Annotated in this window: 13 protein-coding genes; 9 read left to right on the plus strand and 4 right to left on the minus strand. The window is 72.1% G+C overall.

The features are described from left to right. Window positions 1–451: 451 nt before the first annotated feature. Window positions 452–934, minus strand: a complete 483-nt coding sequence (locus tag ASF37_RS12515) for a flavodoxin family protein (protein WP_056580981.1) — start codon at window positions 932–934, stop codon at window positions 452–454. Between the two features lie 193 nt (window positions 935–1127). Between ASF37_RS12515 and ASF37_RS17225 the strand changes: the two genes are divergently transcribed. The 5 genes from ASF37_RS17225 to ASF37_RS12535 all read left to right on the plus strand — a co-directional run bounded on the left by ASF37_RS17225 (window position 1128) and on the right by ASF37_RS12535 (window position 6525). Next, window positions 1128–1283 (plus strand): hypothetical protein, encoded by a 156-nt coding sequence (locus ASF37_RS17225; protein ID WP_156364825.1) that lies wholly within the window; start codon window positions 1128–1130, stop codon window positions 1281–1283. Window positions 1284–1320: 37 nt separating this feature from the next. Beyond that, entirely contained in the window at window positions 1321–2031 is a 711-nt protein-coding gene (aqpZ, locus tag ASF37_RS12520) for an aquaporin Z (protein ID WP_056580984.1), read from the plus strand. 121 nt (window positions 2032–2152) lie between these two features. Beyond that, on the plus strand, window positions 2153–3094 hold the full coding sequence (locus tag ASF37_RS12525) for a MoxR family ATPase (protein ID WP_055965337.1): 942 nt from the start codon (window positions 2153–2155) through the stop codon (window positions 3092–3094). 4 nt (window positions 3095–3098) lie between these two features. Further along, a complete protein-coding gene (locus tag ASF37_RS12530) occupies window positions 3099–4361 on the plus strand; it encodes a DUF58 domain-containing protein (protein WP_055965340.1) in 1263 nt (420 codons plus the stop codon). 19 nt (window positions 4362–4380) lie between these two features. Further along, window positions 4381–6525: a DUF3488 and transglutaminase-like domain-containing protein gene (locus tag ASF37_RS12535; RefSeq protein ID WP_056580986.1), complete on the plus strand. Its 2145-nt coding sequence runs from the start codon at window positions 4381–4383 to the stop codon at window positions 6523–6525. 147 nt (window positions 6526–6672) lie between these two features. Here ASF37_RS12535 and ASF37_RS12540 read toward each other — a convergent pair whose 3' ends face one another. Then, on the minus strand, window positions 6673–8133 hold the full coding sequence (locus ASF37_RS12540) for an AMP-binding protein (protein WP_056576112.1): 1461 nt from the start codon (window positions 8131–8133) through the stop codon (window positions 6673–6675). Beyond that, on the minus strand, window positions 8130–9476 hold the full coding sequence (locus ASF37_RS12545) for an SLC13 family permease (protein WP_055965348.1): 1347 nt from the start codon (window positions 9474–9476) through the stop codon (window positions 8130–8132). Before ASF37_RS12545 ends, ASF37_RS12540 begins: the two co-directional genes overlap by 4 nt. A gap of 127 nt (window positions 9477–9603) precedes the next feature. Between ASF37_RS12545 and ASF37_RS12550 the strand changes: the two genes are divergently transcribed. Then, window positions 9604–10341 carry an IclR family transcriptional regulator gene (locus ASF37_RS12550; protein WP_056576114.1) on the plus strand — a complete coding sequence of 246 codons (738 nt, stop codon included), beginning with the start codon at window positions 9604–9606 and terminating at the stop codon, window positions 10339–10341. 4 nt (window positions 10342–10345) lie between these two features. Here ASF37_RS12550 and ASF37_RS12555 read toward each other — a convergent pair whose 3' ends face one another. Then, complete coding sequence (locus tag ASF37_RS12555; RefSeq protein ID WP_056576117.1) at window positions 10346–11383, minus strand: glutathione S-transferase C-terminal domain-containing protein; 1038 nt, start codon at window positions 11381–11383, stop codon at window positions 10346–10348. Between the two features lie 294 nt (window positions 11384–11677). Here ASF37_RS12555 and leuA point away from each other — a divergent pair, with 294 nt between their 5' ends. The 3 genes from leuA (at window position 11678) to ASF37_RS12570 (ending at window position 16245) form a co-directional block, all read left to right on the plus strand. Then, window positions 11678–13384 (plus strand): 2-isopropylmalate synthase, encoded by a 1707-nt coding sequence (gene leuA / locus ASF37_RS12560; RefSeq protein WP_056576532.1) that lies wholly within the window; start codon window positions 11678–11680, stop codon window positions 13382–13384. 255 nt (window positions 13385–13639) lie between these two features. After that, window positions 13640–14731, plus strand: a complete 1092-nt coding sequence (locus ASF37_RS12565; protein ID WP_082506526.1) for a saccharopine dehydrogenase C-terminal domain-containing protein — start codon at window positions 13640–13642, stop codon at window positions 14729–14731. Beyond that, on the plus strand, window positions 14728–16245 hold the full coding sequence (locus ASF37_RS12570) for an aldehyde dehydrogenase family protein (protein ID WP_056580989.1): 1518 nt from the start codon (window positions 14728–14730) through the stop codon (window positions 16243–16245). The genes ASF37_RS12565 and ASF37_RS12570 overlap by 4 nt, the downstream gene beginning before the upstream one ends. The last annotated feature ends 3 nt before the right edge of the window (window positions 16246–16248 follow it).

The raw sequence follows: 16248 nt of genomic DNA on the forward strand, positions 1-16248 counted from the left end.
CACCAAGCTCGTGAACGTCCACATGACCCGGCTGCGGTCAATCCTGCGTCCAACGGGGCTTCGGTACGCGGCGGGTGGGCAGGGATTCTCCCTTCTCGTGGACCGTTCCACGCAGAAGGAGAATCACTGCCCTTCAGGGCGCCATGTCGTCGCCACGATGCTTCTTTCGCGAGGCACGGTCCACGCGAAGGAAGAATCGTGCGCGGATCCCGCGCAGATGGAGAATCGTGGCCGCGCCCCGCAGACCCAACCGGGCCGAGACCCACCGTTCCGGTCGAGGCCCTTTCGGAGACCACGCCCACTCGCATCCACAGCAACGCAGCAGAGAGGCCAGACCCCCTGCAGCGACGCAGCAGCGAGGACAGACTCAGCCGAGCGACGTCGCAGCACGGGGAGAGGCCAGCAAGCAGCGCAGCGGCGAGCAAAGGCCCACGAAGGGGTCGGGATCGCGTCAGTCGCTGAGCAGCGCGGCGAGCGTCGCGCCCACCTCGTACGCGGCGGCCAGGTGGTCGTCGTCGACGTCGCCCAGGACCTGCATAGGCTCGGCGGCCTGGCGCCAGGGGAGTGCCTCGGCGATGGAGCGCAGCGAGCGCACGGCGCCCTCCGTGTCGTAGCGGCCGTGCACCACCAGGGCGTAGGGCAGGCGGCCCGAGGCGGGCGCGCCCCCACCGTCGTCGGAGAGTGCCCCGCCGATGTCGAGGAACGTGCGGTCGAACAGGTCCTTGACGAGCCCCGACATGTAGCCGAAGTTCGCCGGGCACAGCACCACGATGCCGTCGGCGGCGAGCACGTCCGCGGCCGACGTCTCGTCTGGAGGCAGCGCCCGCACCTCGACACCCTCGATCGCGTCGTCGTGCGCACCCGAGACGAGGGCGTCGCCGAGGGCCGCGGTGCCACGGGTGGGGGTGTGGCGCACCACCAGGAGCGTGGTCACGGCGTCACGTCCGTCCGGATCGAGGGTCGCAGCGCATCGCCCCAGTCTTACCCGGTCGGCTGTCCTGCGCCACCGCCCGGCCGGTCCACGCAGGTCCGGTGATCCAGGTCATGGAGCGCCGCGCGTGACGAATCACCTCCTGGAGCCGTCTCACCTACGTCCAACCAAACCCCGCGACGACTGGAGACCTCCCATGGCTCGACCCAAGCGCAACGCCTTCGCCCTGCTCGGCTGGATCGTCTGGAAGCTGCTCGCGCTCGTCGGGCTGCCGATGGCCAAGCGCAGGCTCGAGGAGAGCAACCGCAACCGGAACCGGAGCCTGAGCCACCGACGTCGCGGCCGTCGCTGACAGCCCCACCACCGACGCACCAACGAGAGGAGCTGCCGTGAGCAGCACGACCCCGCCCACCACCGCCCAACGCCTCGGCGCCGAAGGTCTCGGCACCTTCTGGCTCGTTCTTGGCGGCTGCGGCACCGCCGTCCTCGCCGGCAAGGAGGTCGGGACCGTCGGCGTCGCGCTGGCGTTCGGCCTGACCGCCCTGACCGGCGCCTACGCCTTCGGCCCCGTCTCCGGCGGCCACTTCAACCCGGCGGTGTCCGTCGGGCTGGCGGCGGCGCGCCGGTTCGCGTGGAAGGACGTCCCCGCCTACGTCGCGGCCCAGGTCGTCGGTGCCACCGTGGCCGGTGCCGTCCTGCTGGCCATCGCGCACGGCAAGCCCGGCTTCGACGCCGTGGCGTCGGGCTTCGCGACCAACGGCTTCGGTGACCGCTCGCCCGGCGGCTACGGCCTGTGGGCCGTGGTGGCCACCGAGGTCGTGCTCACCGCCTTCTTCCTCTTCGTGATCCTCGGTGCGTCGGCCAAGCGGGCCGCGGTCGGCTTCTCCGGCGTGGCGATCGGCCTCGCGCTGACCCTCATCCACCTGGTGAGCATCCCGGTGAGCAACACGTCGGTGAACCCCGCCCGGTCCCTCGGCGTCGCCTGGTTCGCGGGTGGTGACGCCCTCACGCAGGTGTGGGTGTTCGTCCTGGCGCCCGTCGTGGGTGCCGTCGTCGCGGGCATCGCGCACGCCGCGCTGCTCGGCGACGAGGAGGCCTGACCGACGCGACGGGCGGCGGCCGCGCCTCGATCGACCCGGGCGGAAACTCTTCGCTGCTGTGCGCCGTTGAGCCTTGCAGGGGATGATGGTGCCGTCCCGAGAACCCGACCGAGGGAGTCCCATGGACGACGCCCGCGCCGCCGCCCGTCGCGTGCTGGCCAACATCGAGTCCGTCGTCGACGGCAAGCCCGACGCGGTCGAGGCCGCCCTCGTGGTGCTGCTCGCCGAGGGACATCTGCTGATCGAGGACGTCCCCGGCGTCGGCAAGACGGTCCTCGCCCGAGCCCTCGCACGCAGCGTCGACGGATCCGTCCGGCGCATCCAGTTCACCCCCGACCTGCTGCCCTCCGACATCACCGGCGTCTCGGCCTACAACCAGCAGCGCGGGGAGTTCGAGTTCAAGCCCGGTGCCGTCTTCGCGAACATCGTCATCGGCGACGAGATCAACCGGGCGTCGCCCAAGACCCAGTCGGCGCTGCTCGAGGCGATGGAGGAGCGTCAGGTCACGGTCGACGGCCACACCCACCCCCTCGCCACGCCGTTCAGCGTGATCGCCACGCAGAACCCGTACGAGATGGAGGGGACGTACGCCCTCCCCGAGGCCCAGCGCGACCGGTTCACCGCACGCATCTCCATGGGCTACCCCGACGCCGCCGCGGAGCTGGAGATGGTGCGCGACCGCGACGTCGACAACCCGCTCGACCGGCTGCGTCCCGTGGTCACGATCGACGAGGTGCGCGAGATGATCGTCCGCACCCGCGCGGTGTTCGTCTCCGAGGCCGTGGAGCGCTACTGCGTCGACCTGGCGCGGGCCACGCGCGACGACGCCGCCCTGCGGCTCGGCGCCAGCCCACGCGCCACGCTGCAGCTGGTCCGGGCGGCCAAGGCGCGCGCCTTCGTCCACGACCGCGAGTACGTGCTTCCCGACGACGTCGACGCGCTCACGGGCCTGGTGCTGCCGCACCGGCTCGTCCCGGCCCGTGGGTCGGCGCCCGCCGAGGAGACCGTGCAGCGGATCGTCGCCGCCACCCCGGTGCCGCAGGGGGCGGTCGAGCCCCGATGAGCCCGTGCCGCTCGAGGACGCCGTGAGGCGCACGTCGCTGCGCAGCTGGTCCTCCGTCCGCCTCACGCCGCGGGGGATCGGCTTCCTGGTGGCAGCCGGCGTGCTGCTGGTCGCCGCGCCCGCCCTGTCCCTTCCTGCCCTGCTCAGCGTCTCGGCCATGCTGCTGGGCCTGGTGGTCATGGCCGCCGTCTTCGTGGTCGCGGGGCAGTCGAAGGTCGCGATCGAGCGCACCTTCTCGCCCGAGGTCGTGTCGCCGGGGGCGATGACGACGGCGACCGTCCGGGTCTCGAACCTGTCGGTCCTCCCGGCGCTCGAGGCGCGCTGGGTCGACACGGTCCCGAACGGGCTGAGCGCCGAGGCCAGCGGTGTGCTCCCGGCTCTCGGCGGCAGCCGCACGCGTCGGTCCCAGGTCAGGTTCCGGTACTCCGTGCAGGGTCTGCGCCGTGGACGGCACGCGATCGGCCCGCTGCGCGTCGAGGTGGTCGATCCGTTCGGCCTGGTGCTGCGGCGCCACTCCTTCGGTGGTGCGCAGGACCTCGTGGTGCTGCCGCGCCGGCACACGTTGTGGCCGCTGGCCCCGCACGGTGCCGACCACGACGGCGCCAGCCGCGCCGCGCCCCAGAACGCCGGCATCGGTGAGGACGACGTGGTCGCCCGCTCCTACATGCCCGGCGACGCCCTCAAGCGCATGCACTGGAAGGCCACCGCCCATCGAGGCGAGCTGATGGTGCGCCAGGAGGAGCAGCAGGTGAACCCGCGCGCCGGCCTGGTCCTCGAGACGCGTGCCGGGTCCCACGCGACCGGGCGGGACGGCGGTGACTGGGTGTACTCCCCGGAGCTGGAGTGGGCGGTGAGCGCCACCGCGTCCGTGCTCGGGCACCTGGTCCGGGTCGGCTACGCCGTCGCGGTCCGCGCCACGGGGAGCGCCGTCGACCGCGTGCTCGACGACGGGGACGTGCTCGACGACGCGCTCGTCGACCTCGCCGTGCTCGAGCCGTCCACCGCTCCGACCCTCGACGGGATCGACCCGGGGGAGCGGACCGTCTTCGCCGTGCTCGGTCGGCCCGACACCGATCGCGCGGCCGAGTGGGTCGACGCGCTCTCGCACGCCACCACGGTGCTGGCGCTCGTCGGAGCCGGCACGCGTGACGCCGCTCTCGACGTGCTGTCGGCCGCCGGGTGGCGCTACGTCACCTACACCGCCCAGGACGACGTCGCCGAGCTCTGGTCGGACCTGGGGGTGAGCCGGTCCCGTGCTGCGTCCTGAACCCTCCACACGACGGGCCGTGACCGCGGCCCGTCGACGACCGTGGCTCGAGCACCTGCTGGTGCTCGGCGCGCTCGGCGCGCTGCTCCTCGGCTACACGACGGTCGTCGAGGGACGCGACTGGTGGGTCACCACCACGCTCGTCGCCGGGCTCGTCGCCCTGGTGTGCGGGGTGCTCGGGTCGGTGGCGCCACGGCTGGCGGTCCCGGTCGGGGCCGTCGTGCTCGTGCTGGTGCTGGGGTGGGTGTTCGTGCCGGAGACCTTCGCCGGTCTCGTGCCCACCTGGTCGACCCTGACGGGGCTGTGGTCGTCGCTCGAGCGCGCCCAGGTGCTGGTCATGGAGGAGGCCGCCCCTGCCGCGGCCGCCCGGCCCATCGTCCTGCTGCTCGCCGTGGCGTTCGGCGGACTGGTCCTGCTGGTGGAGCTGCTGCTGCGACTGCGCCACGGTGCCCTGCTCGTCGGCGCGATCCTGGTCTCGGTGTACGCGGCACCCGCGCTGGTGTCGGGCGAGACGCCCTCGGTGTGGCTCTTCGTCGTCCCGGCCGCCCTGTGGCTCGTGCTGCTGCGGGTCCGCACGCAGAGCGCGGCCCGCGGCTGGTCCACGGTGGTCCCCGCGCTCGGGCTCGGAGGGTCGGCCCTGCTCGTCGGCGTGCTGCTCCCGCCGGTCATGCCCGACGTCACCGCCGTGGCCAAGCCCTGGGGCGAGCCGCCGCCGCAGGTGTTCGGGCGCGGCATCAACCCGATGCTCCAGCTCGGGCAGAACCTGCGCCGCAACAGCTCGGCGGTCGCGGCCACGTACACCACCACGCTCGACAGCCCGCCGTACCTGAAGGTCGCCGTGCTCCGCGACTTCGAGGGACGCACGTGGCGTCCTGCCCGGTCGCAGGCGGGCGATGCGTTCGAGAGCCGCATCGCCATCGACGACGACATCCCCGCGACCGAGGCGACGACCCGCGTGCGCATCGACGAGCTGCGCAGCACCATGCTGCCCGTGCCCTACCCGGCACTCGACATCGACGGGCTGCGGGGGGCGTGGACGTACCAGAGGGCGGGGCTGACGGTCACCTCCCGCTCCGCCACCACCGTGGGCCAGGACTACTCCGTCACCAGCCTCGACCGGCAGCCGACGGCCGAGCAGATGCGCGCCCTGTCCACCGGAACCGGCGTCGGGGCGTCGCTGCAGACGTACCTCAGCCTGCCCGGCGACGTGCCGGCCGTGGTGGGCGACACCGCGCGGGAGGTCACCGCCGACGCCACCAACGACTACGACCGGGCGGTCGCGGTCCAGGACTACCTGCGCGACAACTTCGTCTACTCCGAGACCGCCCCGGTGGCCGAGGACTACGACGGCAACGGCGTGCGCGTCCTGGAGACGTTCCTGGAGGAGAAGGCCGGGTACTGCGTGCACTTCTCCTCGGCCATGGCCGTCATGGCCCGCGAGCTGGGCATCCCCTCGCGTATCGCGGTCGGGTACGCGCCGGGCCAGGCGGTCGGCAACGACGACGACGGCGACGCGGTGTACGAGGTCACGTCCGACGACCTGCACGCATGGCCCGAGCTGTACTTCGACGGCGTGGGCTGGGTGGGCTTCGAGCCGACGCCCGGGGTCGGCGCGCGCACGGGATTCGAGGAGCCCGACGCCCCCGAGTCCGACACGAGCGACGACACGACGGACGAGTCGACGCCTCAGCGGCAGGCGGACGCGGCCGACCGCGGTGGGTCCGTGACGCAGGAGGCCGTCGGGGTGGACGACGCCGCCCCGACGGCCCCGCGCACGGCAGCCACGGTGGGTCTCGGGCTGCTCGTCGCCGCGCTGCTCCCCGGTGCGCTGCGCTACGTCCAGAGACGTCGGCGGCTGGGTGGCTCCGCGCCCGACCCGTGGTGGCGCGAGGTCGAGGCGTCCGCGCTCGACGTGGGCCTGGCGGTCCCGGCGGCCGGCACCCCGCGGGGCCTGGCCGACGTCGTCGCTCCCCGGGTCGACCCCGACGACCTGCGTCGCGTGGTCACCGCGGTGGAGCGGTCGCGGTACGCCCGTCCCGGTACGGACGTCTCCGACGAGCGCGAGAGCGTGCGCCGTGTGGTCGACCAGGTCCGGGAGTCCGGGTCCCGCCTCCAGCGGCTGCGAGCGCGCTTCCTCCCGCGCTCGCTCTGGCGACGCGGCTAGCCGGGCGAGAGGTAGGTGGCCCGCGGAACGGCCGGGTGGGAGGTAGGCAGCGCGCGGAATCGAGGCCCGTATCCGCGTCCCGCCTACCTCCGCCCAGCGGATGACGCGCGCCACCTACCTCTGACGGCCGGATCCGGCGCGCACACGTCAGGCAGGTGCGCCGCCGCCCGCGCCTGCGGCCGCGTCGAGCAGGGACTTCTTCTGCACCTTGCCCATCGCGTTGCGCGGGAGCGTCTCGACGAACCGGACCTCCCGCGGTCGCTTGTGCCAGGCCAGGTCGTCGGCCACGTGGTCCACCAGGCGGGCCGCCAACTCGTCGGTCCCGTGCCCCGGGGCCACCACCGTGTAGGCGACGATGCGCTGGCCGAGGTCCTCGTCCGGGAGGCCCAGGACCGCGACCTCCAGCACCTCCGGCACGGCGAGCAGCGAGGTCTCGATCTCTCCCGCCCCGATGCGGTAGCCGCCTGACTTGATCAGGTCGACCGACTCGCGACCGACGATGCGGTGGAGGCCGTGGGCGTCCTTCGTCGCGAGGTCGCCGGTCGAGAACCAGCCGTCGGGGGCGAGCACCTCGGCGGTGACCTCGGGCAGGTTCAGGTAGCCGTCGAAGAGCATCGGACCGCTCACCTCGAGCCGGCCGACGGTCTCACCGTCCGCGGGCACGTCCTGCCCGTCCTCGCCCCGCACCCGCGTCCGAGCGCCCGTCACGGGGACGCCGACCCAGCCGGGACGACGCTCGCCGTCGGCGCGCGTGCTGAGCGTGATCATGGTCTCCGTCATGCCGTACCGCTCGACGAGCGCGTGGCCGGTCAGCTCGCGCAGCCGCTCGAACACGGGGACCGGCAGGGCCGCGCTGCCCGAGACCAGCAGACGTGCCGGGGCGAGGGCCCGCGCGGCGTCGGGGTCGCGGGCGATCCGCGTCCACACGGTGGGCACGCCGAAGTACATCGTCCCGCCGGCGGCGGCGTAGGCGGCAGGGGTGGGCCGCCCGGTGTGCACCACGCGGGACCCGACGTGCAGCGACCCGAGGATGCCGAGCACCAGTCCGTGCGTGTGGAAGAGGGGGAGCCCGTGGGCGACCACGTCGGCATCGGTCCAGTCCCAGGCGTCGGCGAGTCCCTCGATGCCGGTCCGCAGCGCACGGTGGCTCATGACCACGCCCTTGGGAGCGCCGGTGGTGCCGGAGGTGTAGAGGATGATCGCCGTCGCGTCGTCCTCGGCCGGCGTCGGCAGCGCGCCGTCGGACCCCGCCTCGCCGTCGGGCAGGGCGAGGACGGGAAGCTCCACCCCGTCGCGTGGCGGCCCGACCCAGCAGGTGGCGGCGGAGTCGGCGACCACGTGGGCGATCTCGGCCGACCCTGCGTCGGGGGGCACCGGGACCACGGGCACGCCGGCGACGAGGCACCCGACCACCGCCACGACCGTGTCGAGGGTCGGCTCGGCGCAGACCGCGACCGGTCCGTCGTCGGGAAGGTCCCGCGCGAGTGCGGCCGCGGCACGGCGCAGCTCGGACCAGGAGGCGGTCCGGTCGCCCACGCGCACCGCGTCGGGACGGTCGGGTCGCCGCGTGTCGCGGAAGGCGGCGAGGAACGTGGTCGCGTCGGTCATGAGAGCACCATCCCAGGCAGGATCAGGGTGAGGGTCAGGGCGACCGGGCCGATGACCACCATGGACAGCCCCCACCGGGTCAGCAGGCTGGTCATCCGGGGCCGCTCGTCGGGGTCGACGGTGGTGGCGACGTACGTCGCGCCCACGGTGGAGAACGGTGAGACGTCGACGATCGACGCACACACGCCGATCGCGCAGATCATGGCCCAACCGGGGATGCCGCCGTCGGCGATGAGCGGGAGGGCGAGCGGGACCAGCGCGGCGAGCATGCCGGTGGTCGACGCGAAGGCGGAGATCAGACCGGCGGCGGCGCACAGGAGCAGGGCGGCGACGACGGGGGACCCGACGTCGGCCGCGCGCTCGCCGAGCAGGTCGATGACACCCATCTGGGTGAGCACGCCGACGTAGGTGATGATGCCGCCCACGAGCAGGACCGAGCCCCAGTCGATGCGGGTCATCGCGGCCTTGCCCGCGGCGGGGTCGACGAGCGCGAGGACGGCGCCGAGCCCGAAGCCGATCACCCCGATGTCGGGCTCCAGCCCGCCCAGCGCCATCACGACGACGGCGACGACGAGCGCGACCATGCAGACCATGGTCAGCACCTGGTGGGGCTTCGGTCGACCGGGGTCGCGGGGCGCGTCGTCGGAGGAGCCGGCAGGACCGTCCAGGGAGAGCGACGACTGCCCGTACTCGGGCAGTGCCGATCCGCGGGCGACGAGCGTGCGCTCCAGGCGTGACTCCCCGCGCACGCCGCGGCGACGTCCGAACAGCAGGTGCGCCACGGCCAGCAGCACGAGGTTGACGACGACGGCCACGGCGAACAGCAGGAGGGGGCTGAGGTCGATGCCCGCGCTGTCGGCCGTGCCCCACGTGATGATGCCGAACAGGCTGGTGGGCGCGAAGGCGCCCGCGCTCAGTCCGCAGCCCATCGACAGGGCCATCAGCATGGGATCGATCCCGCGCTTGCGGGCGATGCTCATGCCCATGGGCGCCATCACCAGGCCGCCGAGAGGTGCGCCCATGGCGGAGACGGCGGCGGTCAGCAGGAAGAACGTCGTCGGGAGCACCGCGTCGCGGTCCCCGACCTTCGCCAGCGAGGTGTCGATGAGCCAGTCGATGGTGCCGTTGCTGTGGGCGATGCCGAAGAAGTAGGTCACGCCGACGAGCAGGACGAGGATGCTGAGCGGGAACCCGGCGACCACCTCCTCGAGCGTCATGTCGGCGAGCCAGAGGCCGACCACCGCGGCGACGGGGAACAGGACGATGCCGATGTTCACGTTGCGGGCGGCGGCGATGCCGAAGACGACGACGAAAATGCCGAGCGCGACCAGCTGACCGGTCATGGTTCCTCCAGGGTCGGTGGGGGACGAGGCGGCCTGGTCCGTCTGATGGACCGACGTGCCGCCTGTCGGAACGAGCGTGTAACGTAGACCACACGGCGACGAGGGGCAAGCGGGACAGGGAGGCGACATGACGACGGCCAGCGTGGTCACGGCCTTCGCCGTGCTCGAGCACGTCGCGGAGCACCAGCCCGTCGGGCTGTCGGACCTGGCGCGTGCGGCCGGCCTCCCCAAGAGCACGGTGCAGCGGTGCCTGCTCACGCTGCAGGAGATCGGGTGGGTCGAGAGCTCGGGTGCGGCGCCGACGCGGTGGTCGATGTCGCTGCGCGCGCTGTCGGTCTGCGGGAGCGCCGGGGCCCGCGAGAGCCTGCGCGACCTGGCGCTGCCGATCATGAGCGACCTTCAGCTCGTGACGACCGAGACGGTGCATCTCTGCGCGCCGGACGGCGACGTGCTCGTCCTGCTGGAGCGGCTGGACACGTCGCACGCGCTGAGGGCCTTCCTGCCGCTCGGCGAGCGCATCCCCCTGCACGCGTCCGCCACCGGCCTGGCCTACCTGTCGGCCTGCGACGACGCCACCGTCGAGCGGTACCTCGCGGGCCCGCTCGAGCCCCGCACCCCCAGCTCGCTGGTCGATCCCGACGCGATCCGCGCCGAGCTGGCGCGCATCCGCGAGCGCGGCTACTCCGTCAACGAGAACGGTCTGTCGAGGGGCATCAGCTCGGTCGGCGCCGCCGTGCTCTCCCGGTCCGGCGTCGTGGGAGCCCTGTCCGTGTCGGGCCCGTCGATCCGCATCGAGCCCTCGAGGTTCGCCGAGCTGGGCACCCAGGTGGTCGAGTCGGCGAGACGGCTGAGCCGCCTCCTCTGAGAGATCAGGCCGGGGGAGTCCCGTCGCCGAACGGGGAGCCGCCCAGCTCCTCGCGGTGGTGCGCCGTGGTCCACCCGGACAGGTCCGGGCCCTTCGGCACGATGCTCGTGGGGTTGATGTCGGTCTGCACCACGTAGTAGTGCTGCTTGATCTGCTCGAAGTCGGTCGCGTCACCGAAGCCGGGGGTCTGGTACAGGTCGCGTGCGTAGCCCCAGAGGGCCGGCATCGTCGCAAGCGTCTGGCGGTTGGCCTTGAAGTGCCCGTGGTAGACCGCGTCGAAGCGGGCCAGCGTCGTGAACAGGCGCACGTCGGCCTCGGTGATCGAGTCACCCATGAGGAAGCGTCGCGTGGTCAGGCGCTCCTCGAGCCAGTCCAGTGCCGTCCAGAGCCGGTCGTAGGCGGAGTCGTACGCCTCCTGCGACCCGGCGAAGCCGCAGCGGTACACGCCGTTGTTCACCTCGGTGAAGACGCGGTGCATCACGTCCTCCATCTCGTCGCGCGTGGCCTCGGGCCAGAGGTCGGGAGCGCCGTCACGGTGGTGGTCGGTCCACTCGAAGAAGAAGTCGTGGGTGATCCACGGGAAGTCGTTCGTGACCACCTGGCCGCTGGCGACCTCCACCACCGCGGGCACGGTGATGCCGCGCGGGTAGTCGGGGTAGCGCGCGAAGAAGGCGTCCTGCAGGCGGGGGATCCCCAGCACCGGGTCGACGCCGTCGGGGTCGAGGTCGAACGTCCAGCTGCGCTTGTCGTGGGTGGGTCCGGCCAGGCCGAGCGAGATCGCGTCCTCGAGCCCGAGCAGACGTCGCACGATGACCGTGCGGGTGGCCCACGGGCACGCCAGCGCGGCGACGAGGCGGTAGCGGCCGGCCTCGACGGGCCACAGGGGAGCGTCCTCGGCCGGGGGCTTGCCCGTGCCGGCCCCGCGGTCGTCCACCGGCTCGCCGCCGGTGCGCGTGATCCGGTCGGGGATGTAGTTCATGTCGCGGTCGAACTCCTGGCCGCTGGTGACGTAGGAGCCGGTCGTGGACTGGTCGTTGCTCATGACCCCAGTCTGGCCGACCGCAGGGAAGGGTGCAGTGCGGTGGGGGAGTCTGGGCGGTGGGGGAGTCCGGGCGGTGGGGTAGGCTGGTCAGCGATGTACGCGAGCCGACTCCTTCTCTGCCGCGTCGAGGTCCACTAGGTCGGGCCCCTCGGCGCGGAGTTCGTCATGCACCGGCCGCACGATGACCCAGACGAACACCCCGAGGAAGAGCCCATCATGACCGAGCCCACCCGCTCCCAGCCCGGCCACCACGGCCTGGCGAACAACGTCGTCTCGCCGCAGAAGACGTCGCCCATGCCGTTCGGCCGCTACCGGCCGTTCGCGCCGATCGACCTGCCCGACCGCACGTGGCCCGCGCAGACCATCACGCAGGCGCCGCGCTGGCTGTCCACCGACCTGCGCGACGGCAACCAGGCCCTCATCGACCCCATGACCCCGGTGCGCAAGCGCCGGATGTTCGAGCTGCTCGTGCGCATGGGCTACCAGGAGATCGAGGTCGGGTTCCCGTCCGCGAGCGAGACCGACTTCCAGTTCGTCCGCTCGCTCATCGAGGACGACGTCATCCCCGACGACGTGACGATCTCGGTGCTGACCCAGGCGCGCGAGGACCTGATCGAGCGCACCACGCAGTCGCTGGCCGGCGCGCGACGAGCCAACATCCACCTGTACAACGCCGTCGCGCCGCTGTTCCGACGCGTCGTGTTCAACGCCTCGCGCGACGAGGTGCGGGCCATCGCCACGCGCGGCACGGAGCTGGTCATGAAGCACGCCGAGCAGAACATGGCCGGCACCGCGTTCGGCTACCAGTACAGCCCCGAGATCTTCACCGGCGCCGAGCTCGAGTTCAGCGTCGAGGTCTGCAACGCCGTCATGGACGTCTGGCAGCCCGAGGACGGCCGCGAGATCATCCTCAACCTGCCGGCCACGGTCGAGATGGCCACGCCAAACACGTACGCCGACCAGATCGAGTGGTTCGGCCGCAACGTCCAGCACCGCGAGAACGTGGCCATCAGCCTGCACCCGCACAACGACCGAGGCACGGCCGTCGCCGCCACCGAGCTGGCCATGATGGCCGGCGCCGACCGCGTCGAGGGCTGCCTGTTCGGCCACGGCGAGCGCACCGGCAACGTCGACCTCGTCACCGTCGGCATGAACCTGTTCAGCCAGGGCATCGACCCGCAGATCGACTTCACCGCCGGTGGCATCGGCATCGACGAGGTCCGACGCACGGTCGAGTACTGCACGAGCCTGCCGGTGCACCCGCGCCACCCGTACGCGGGCGACCTGGTCTACACCGCCTTCTCCGGCTCCCACCAGGACGCCATCAAGAAGGGGCTGGAGGACCTCGACCGCATCGCCGCCGAGCAGGGCGTCGACGTCTCCGAGGTGCCGTGGGAGGCGCCCTACCTGCCGATCGACCCGCACGACGTCGGCCGCACGTACGAGGCCGTCATCCGGGTCAACAGCCAGTCCGGCAAGGGTGGCGTGTCCTACCTGCTGAAGACCGAGCACCAGCTCGACCTGCCGCGACGTCTGCAGATCGAGTTCAGCCGGGTCGTGCAGACGCTGACCGAGGGCGAGGCGGGCGAGATCACCGCCGACGGCATCTGGGCGGCTTTCAGCGGCGAGTACCTCGAGCGCGAGGAGCCGTACTCTCTCGTGACCTTCAGCTCCACCACGTCGGCCGACGGTCACGACCAGCAGGTCGTCGACCTCGTGGTGCGGGGCCAGGAGCGCTCGTTCAAGGGTGAGGGCAACGGCCCGGTCGACGCGTTCGTCGACGGCATGCGTCAGGCCGGGTCCGACATCCGGGTGCTCGACTACACCGAGCACGCGTTGTCGTCCGGTGGTGACGCACTCGCCGCGGCCTACGTGGAGTGCGAGATCGCCGGCGAGATCGTGTGGGGCGTGGGCATCCACGCCAACATCGTGATGGCCTCCCTGCGCGCGGTCGTGTCGGCCGCCAACCGGGCCGAGGCCACCACGATCCCCACCGCCTGACCGGTTCGTCCGGTCGGCACGGTGCACGTCGACGAGCACGGTGGCGGGACGCCGGGTCCACGAGATCCCCGGCCCCGCCGCCGTCCTCGACGACGTCGACCGTGACGGACGTGGCGGCTTCACCCAATCGTCACCACTGCACCGTCCGGTCGGTACAGACACGGGCCCTCCTGCTGGCTAGCATCGGTGTGACGCCGACCACCCCTCGGTGTCTTCCGTACGCGACGTGACCCGTCGCCGGCCGCAGGAGGTCCCGTGTCCCGATCCATCAACACCGTCGCGGTGTTCGGACTGGGGAAGGTCGGCGAGCTCGTCGCCGACCTCCTGGTCCGCGCCCAGTTCTCCGTCGTCGGGTACGACGCAGCGCCGCGCGACGACCTGCACTTCGCGTCGCACGCCGTCGACGTCTCCGACACCACGGCCGTGCGCAAGGCCCTCACCGACGCCGACGCCGTCGTCTCCTGCCTGCCCTACCACCTCAACATCGCCGTGGCCGAGGCCGCGTACGACACCGGGACCCACTACTTCGACCTCACCGAGGACGTGCCCACCACCAACCGGGTGGTCGAGCTGAGCGCCAAGCGTCCGGAGTCGGCGTTCGTGCCGCAGTGCGGCCTCGCCCCCGGTCTCATCGGCATCGTCGGTGCCTCGCTCGCCGAGGGCTTCGAGCAGATCCGCAACATCGAGCTCAAGGTCGGCGCCCTGCCGCAGAACCCCACGGGGCTGCTCGGCTACGCCTTCAACTGGTCGGCCGAGGGCGTGGTGAACGAGTACCTCAACGACTGCGAGGTGCTGCGCTCGGGCCGTCGCCAGATGGTGCCCGCGATGACCGAGAAGGAGCGCGTGTTCATCGCCGGCATCGAGCTGGAGGCGGCGCTCACCTCTGGTGGTCTCGGCACCATGTGCCAGACCTACGAGGGGCGCGTGAGCCGCCTCGACTACAAGACGCTGCGCTACCCCGGCCACTTCCGCCAGATGCACTTCCTGTTCGACGAGCTCAACCTGCGTGAGCGTCGCGAGGAGGTCGGCCGCATCCTCGTCGACGCCAAGCCTCCGGTGAACGACGACATCGTCTACCTGCACGCCGCGGTCGAGGGCACCAAGGCCGGTCAACCCTTCCGCGAGAACTACGTCCGCGGCTACCTGCCCATCGAGATCGACGGCCGCACCTGGCGTGCCATCAGCTGGACCACGGCCGCCTCCGCGGTCTCGGTGGTCGAGCTCGTCGCCGACGGCGTGCTGCCGCACGCCGGCTTCGTCGCCCAGGAGGACATCCGCCTGACCGACCTCTTCGCCACCACCTCCGGCCAGCTCTTCGCCTCCCACGGAAAGGTCTCCCCGGCATGACCGACGTCAGCACGCGTGCCCTCGACATCCTCCAGCGCCTCGGCGCCGGTGATCCCTTCGACGCCGCGGGTGACCTGTCGGCGACGTCGCCGATCGACGGTCACGAGATGGGTCGGCTCGCCGCTCACTCCGCCGCCGACGTGGCCGACGCGGTGGGTCGTGCCCACGAGGCGTTCCTGCAGTGGCGCACGGTGCCCGCACCGGTGCGTGGCGCGTTCGTGCGTGAGCTGGGCGAGCTGCTCCGTGAGCACAAGGACGACCTCGGCGCCCTGGTGAGCATCGAGGCCGGGAAGATCCTGAGCGAGGGCCTGGGCGAGGTGCAGGAGATGATCGACATCTGCGACCTCGCGGTCGGGCTGTCGCGCCAGCTGCACGGCCTGACGATCGCGACGGAGCGTCCGGGTCACCGGATGATGGAGCAGTGGCACCCGCTGGGCGTCGTCGGCGTCATCAGCGCCTTCAACTTCCCGGTGGCGGTCTGGTCGTGGAACGCGGCGCTCGCGTTCGTGTGCGGTGACGCCGTGGTGTGGAAGCCCTCGGAGAAGACCTTGCTGACGGCGCTCGCGTGCCAGGCGCTGGCCGCCGAGGCCGCGCGTCGCACGGGTGCGCCGGAGCACCTGTCGCAGGTCGTCCTCGGGGCTCGCGAGGTGGGGGAGGCGCTCGTGGACGACCCGCGCGTGCCGCTCGTCTCGGCCACCGGTTCTACCCGCATGGGCAAGGAGGTCGCACCGCGGGTCGCCGCACGCCTGGGCCGCACGCTGCTCGAGCTCGGCGGCAACAACGCCGCGATCGTCGCGCCCAGCGCCGACCTCGACCTCGCCGTGCGTGGGATCGTGTTCTCCGCCGTGGGCACGGCCGGCCAGCGGTGCACGTCGCTGCGCCGCGTGATCGTGCACCACAGCATCAAGGACGAGCTCGTCGAGCGCCTCGCCAAGGCCTACGGCACGCTGCCGATCGGGTCGCCGCTGGAGCCGTCGACGCTCGTCGGACCGCTCGTGGACGAGACGTCGTTCCGTGCGTTCGGCGACGCGATCTCCCGCGCCCAGGGCGACGGAGGCACCCTCGTGACCGGTGGTGGGCAGGACGTCGCGGCCAGCGACGCGACTGGCGGTGGCTACTACGTGCAGCCCGCGATCGTCGACATGCCCGCCCAGAGCGACGTGGTGAAGGAGGAGACGTTCGCGCCGATCCTCTACGTCCTGGGCTACGAGACCCTCGAGGAGGCGCTGGTCCTGCACAACGACGTCACCCAGGGGTTGTCGTCGTCGATCTTCACCCTCGACGTCCGCGAGGCCGAGACGTTCCTCTCGGCCGTCGGGTCCGACTGCGGCATCGCCAACGTCAACATCGGGCCCTCCGGTGCCGAGATCGGTGGCGCCTTCGGAGGCGAGAAGGACACCGGCGGCGGCCGCGAGTCCGGCTCGGACGCCTGGCGCGCCTACATGCGCCGCGCGACGAATACGGTCAACTACTCCACCGAGCTCCCGCTCGCCCAGGGCGTGGAGTTCGTGTGAGTG

The organism is Aeromicrobium sp. Leaf289 (assembly GCF_001423335.1).
Classification (GTDB): Bacteria; Actinomycetota; Actinomycetes; order Propionibacteriales; family Nocardioidaceae; genus Aeromicrobium.

Bases quoted from the DNA above. Each gene is read 5' to 3' on its own strand.
- ASF37_RS17225 (WP_156364825.1), top strand. From the start codon at position 1,128: ATGGCTCGACCCAAGCGCAACGCCTTCGCCCTGCTCGGCTGGATCGTC.
- ASF37_RS12525 (WP_055965337.1), top strand. From the start codon at position 2,153: ATGGACGACGCCCGCGCCGCCGCCCGTCGCGTGCTGGCCAACATCGAG.
- ASF37_RS12540 (WP_056576112.1), bottom strand. From the start codon at position 8,133: ATGACCGACGCGACCACGTTCCTCGCCGCCTTCCGCGACACGCGGCGA.
- ASF37_RS12545 (WP_055965348.1), bottom strand. From the start codon at position 9,476: ATGACCGGTCAGCTGGTCGCGCTCGGCATTTTCGTCGTCGTCTTCGGC.
- ASF37_RS12550 (WP_056576114.1), top strand. From the start codon at position 9,604: ATGACGACGGCCAGCGTGGTCACGGCCTTCGCCGTGCTCGAGCACGTC.
- ASF37_RS12555 (WP_056576117.1), bottom strand. From the start codon at position 11,383: ATGAGCAACGACCAGTCCACGACCGGCTCCTACGTCACCAGCGGCCAG.
- leuA (WP_056576532.1), top strand. From the start codon at position 11,678: ATGCCGTTCGGCCGCTACCGGCCGTTCGCGCCGATCGACCTGCCCGAC.
- ASF37_RS12570 (WP_056580989.1), top strand. From the start codon at position 14,728: ATGACCGACGTCAGCACGCGTGCCCTCGACATCCTCCAGCGCCTCGGC.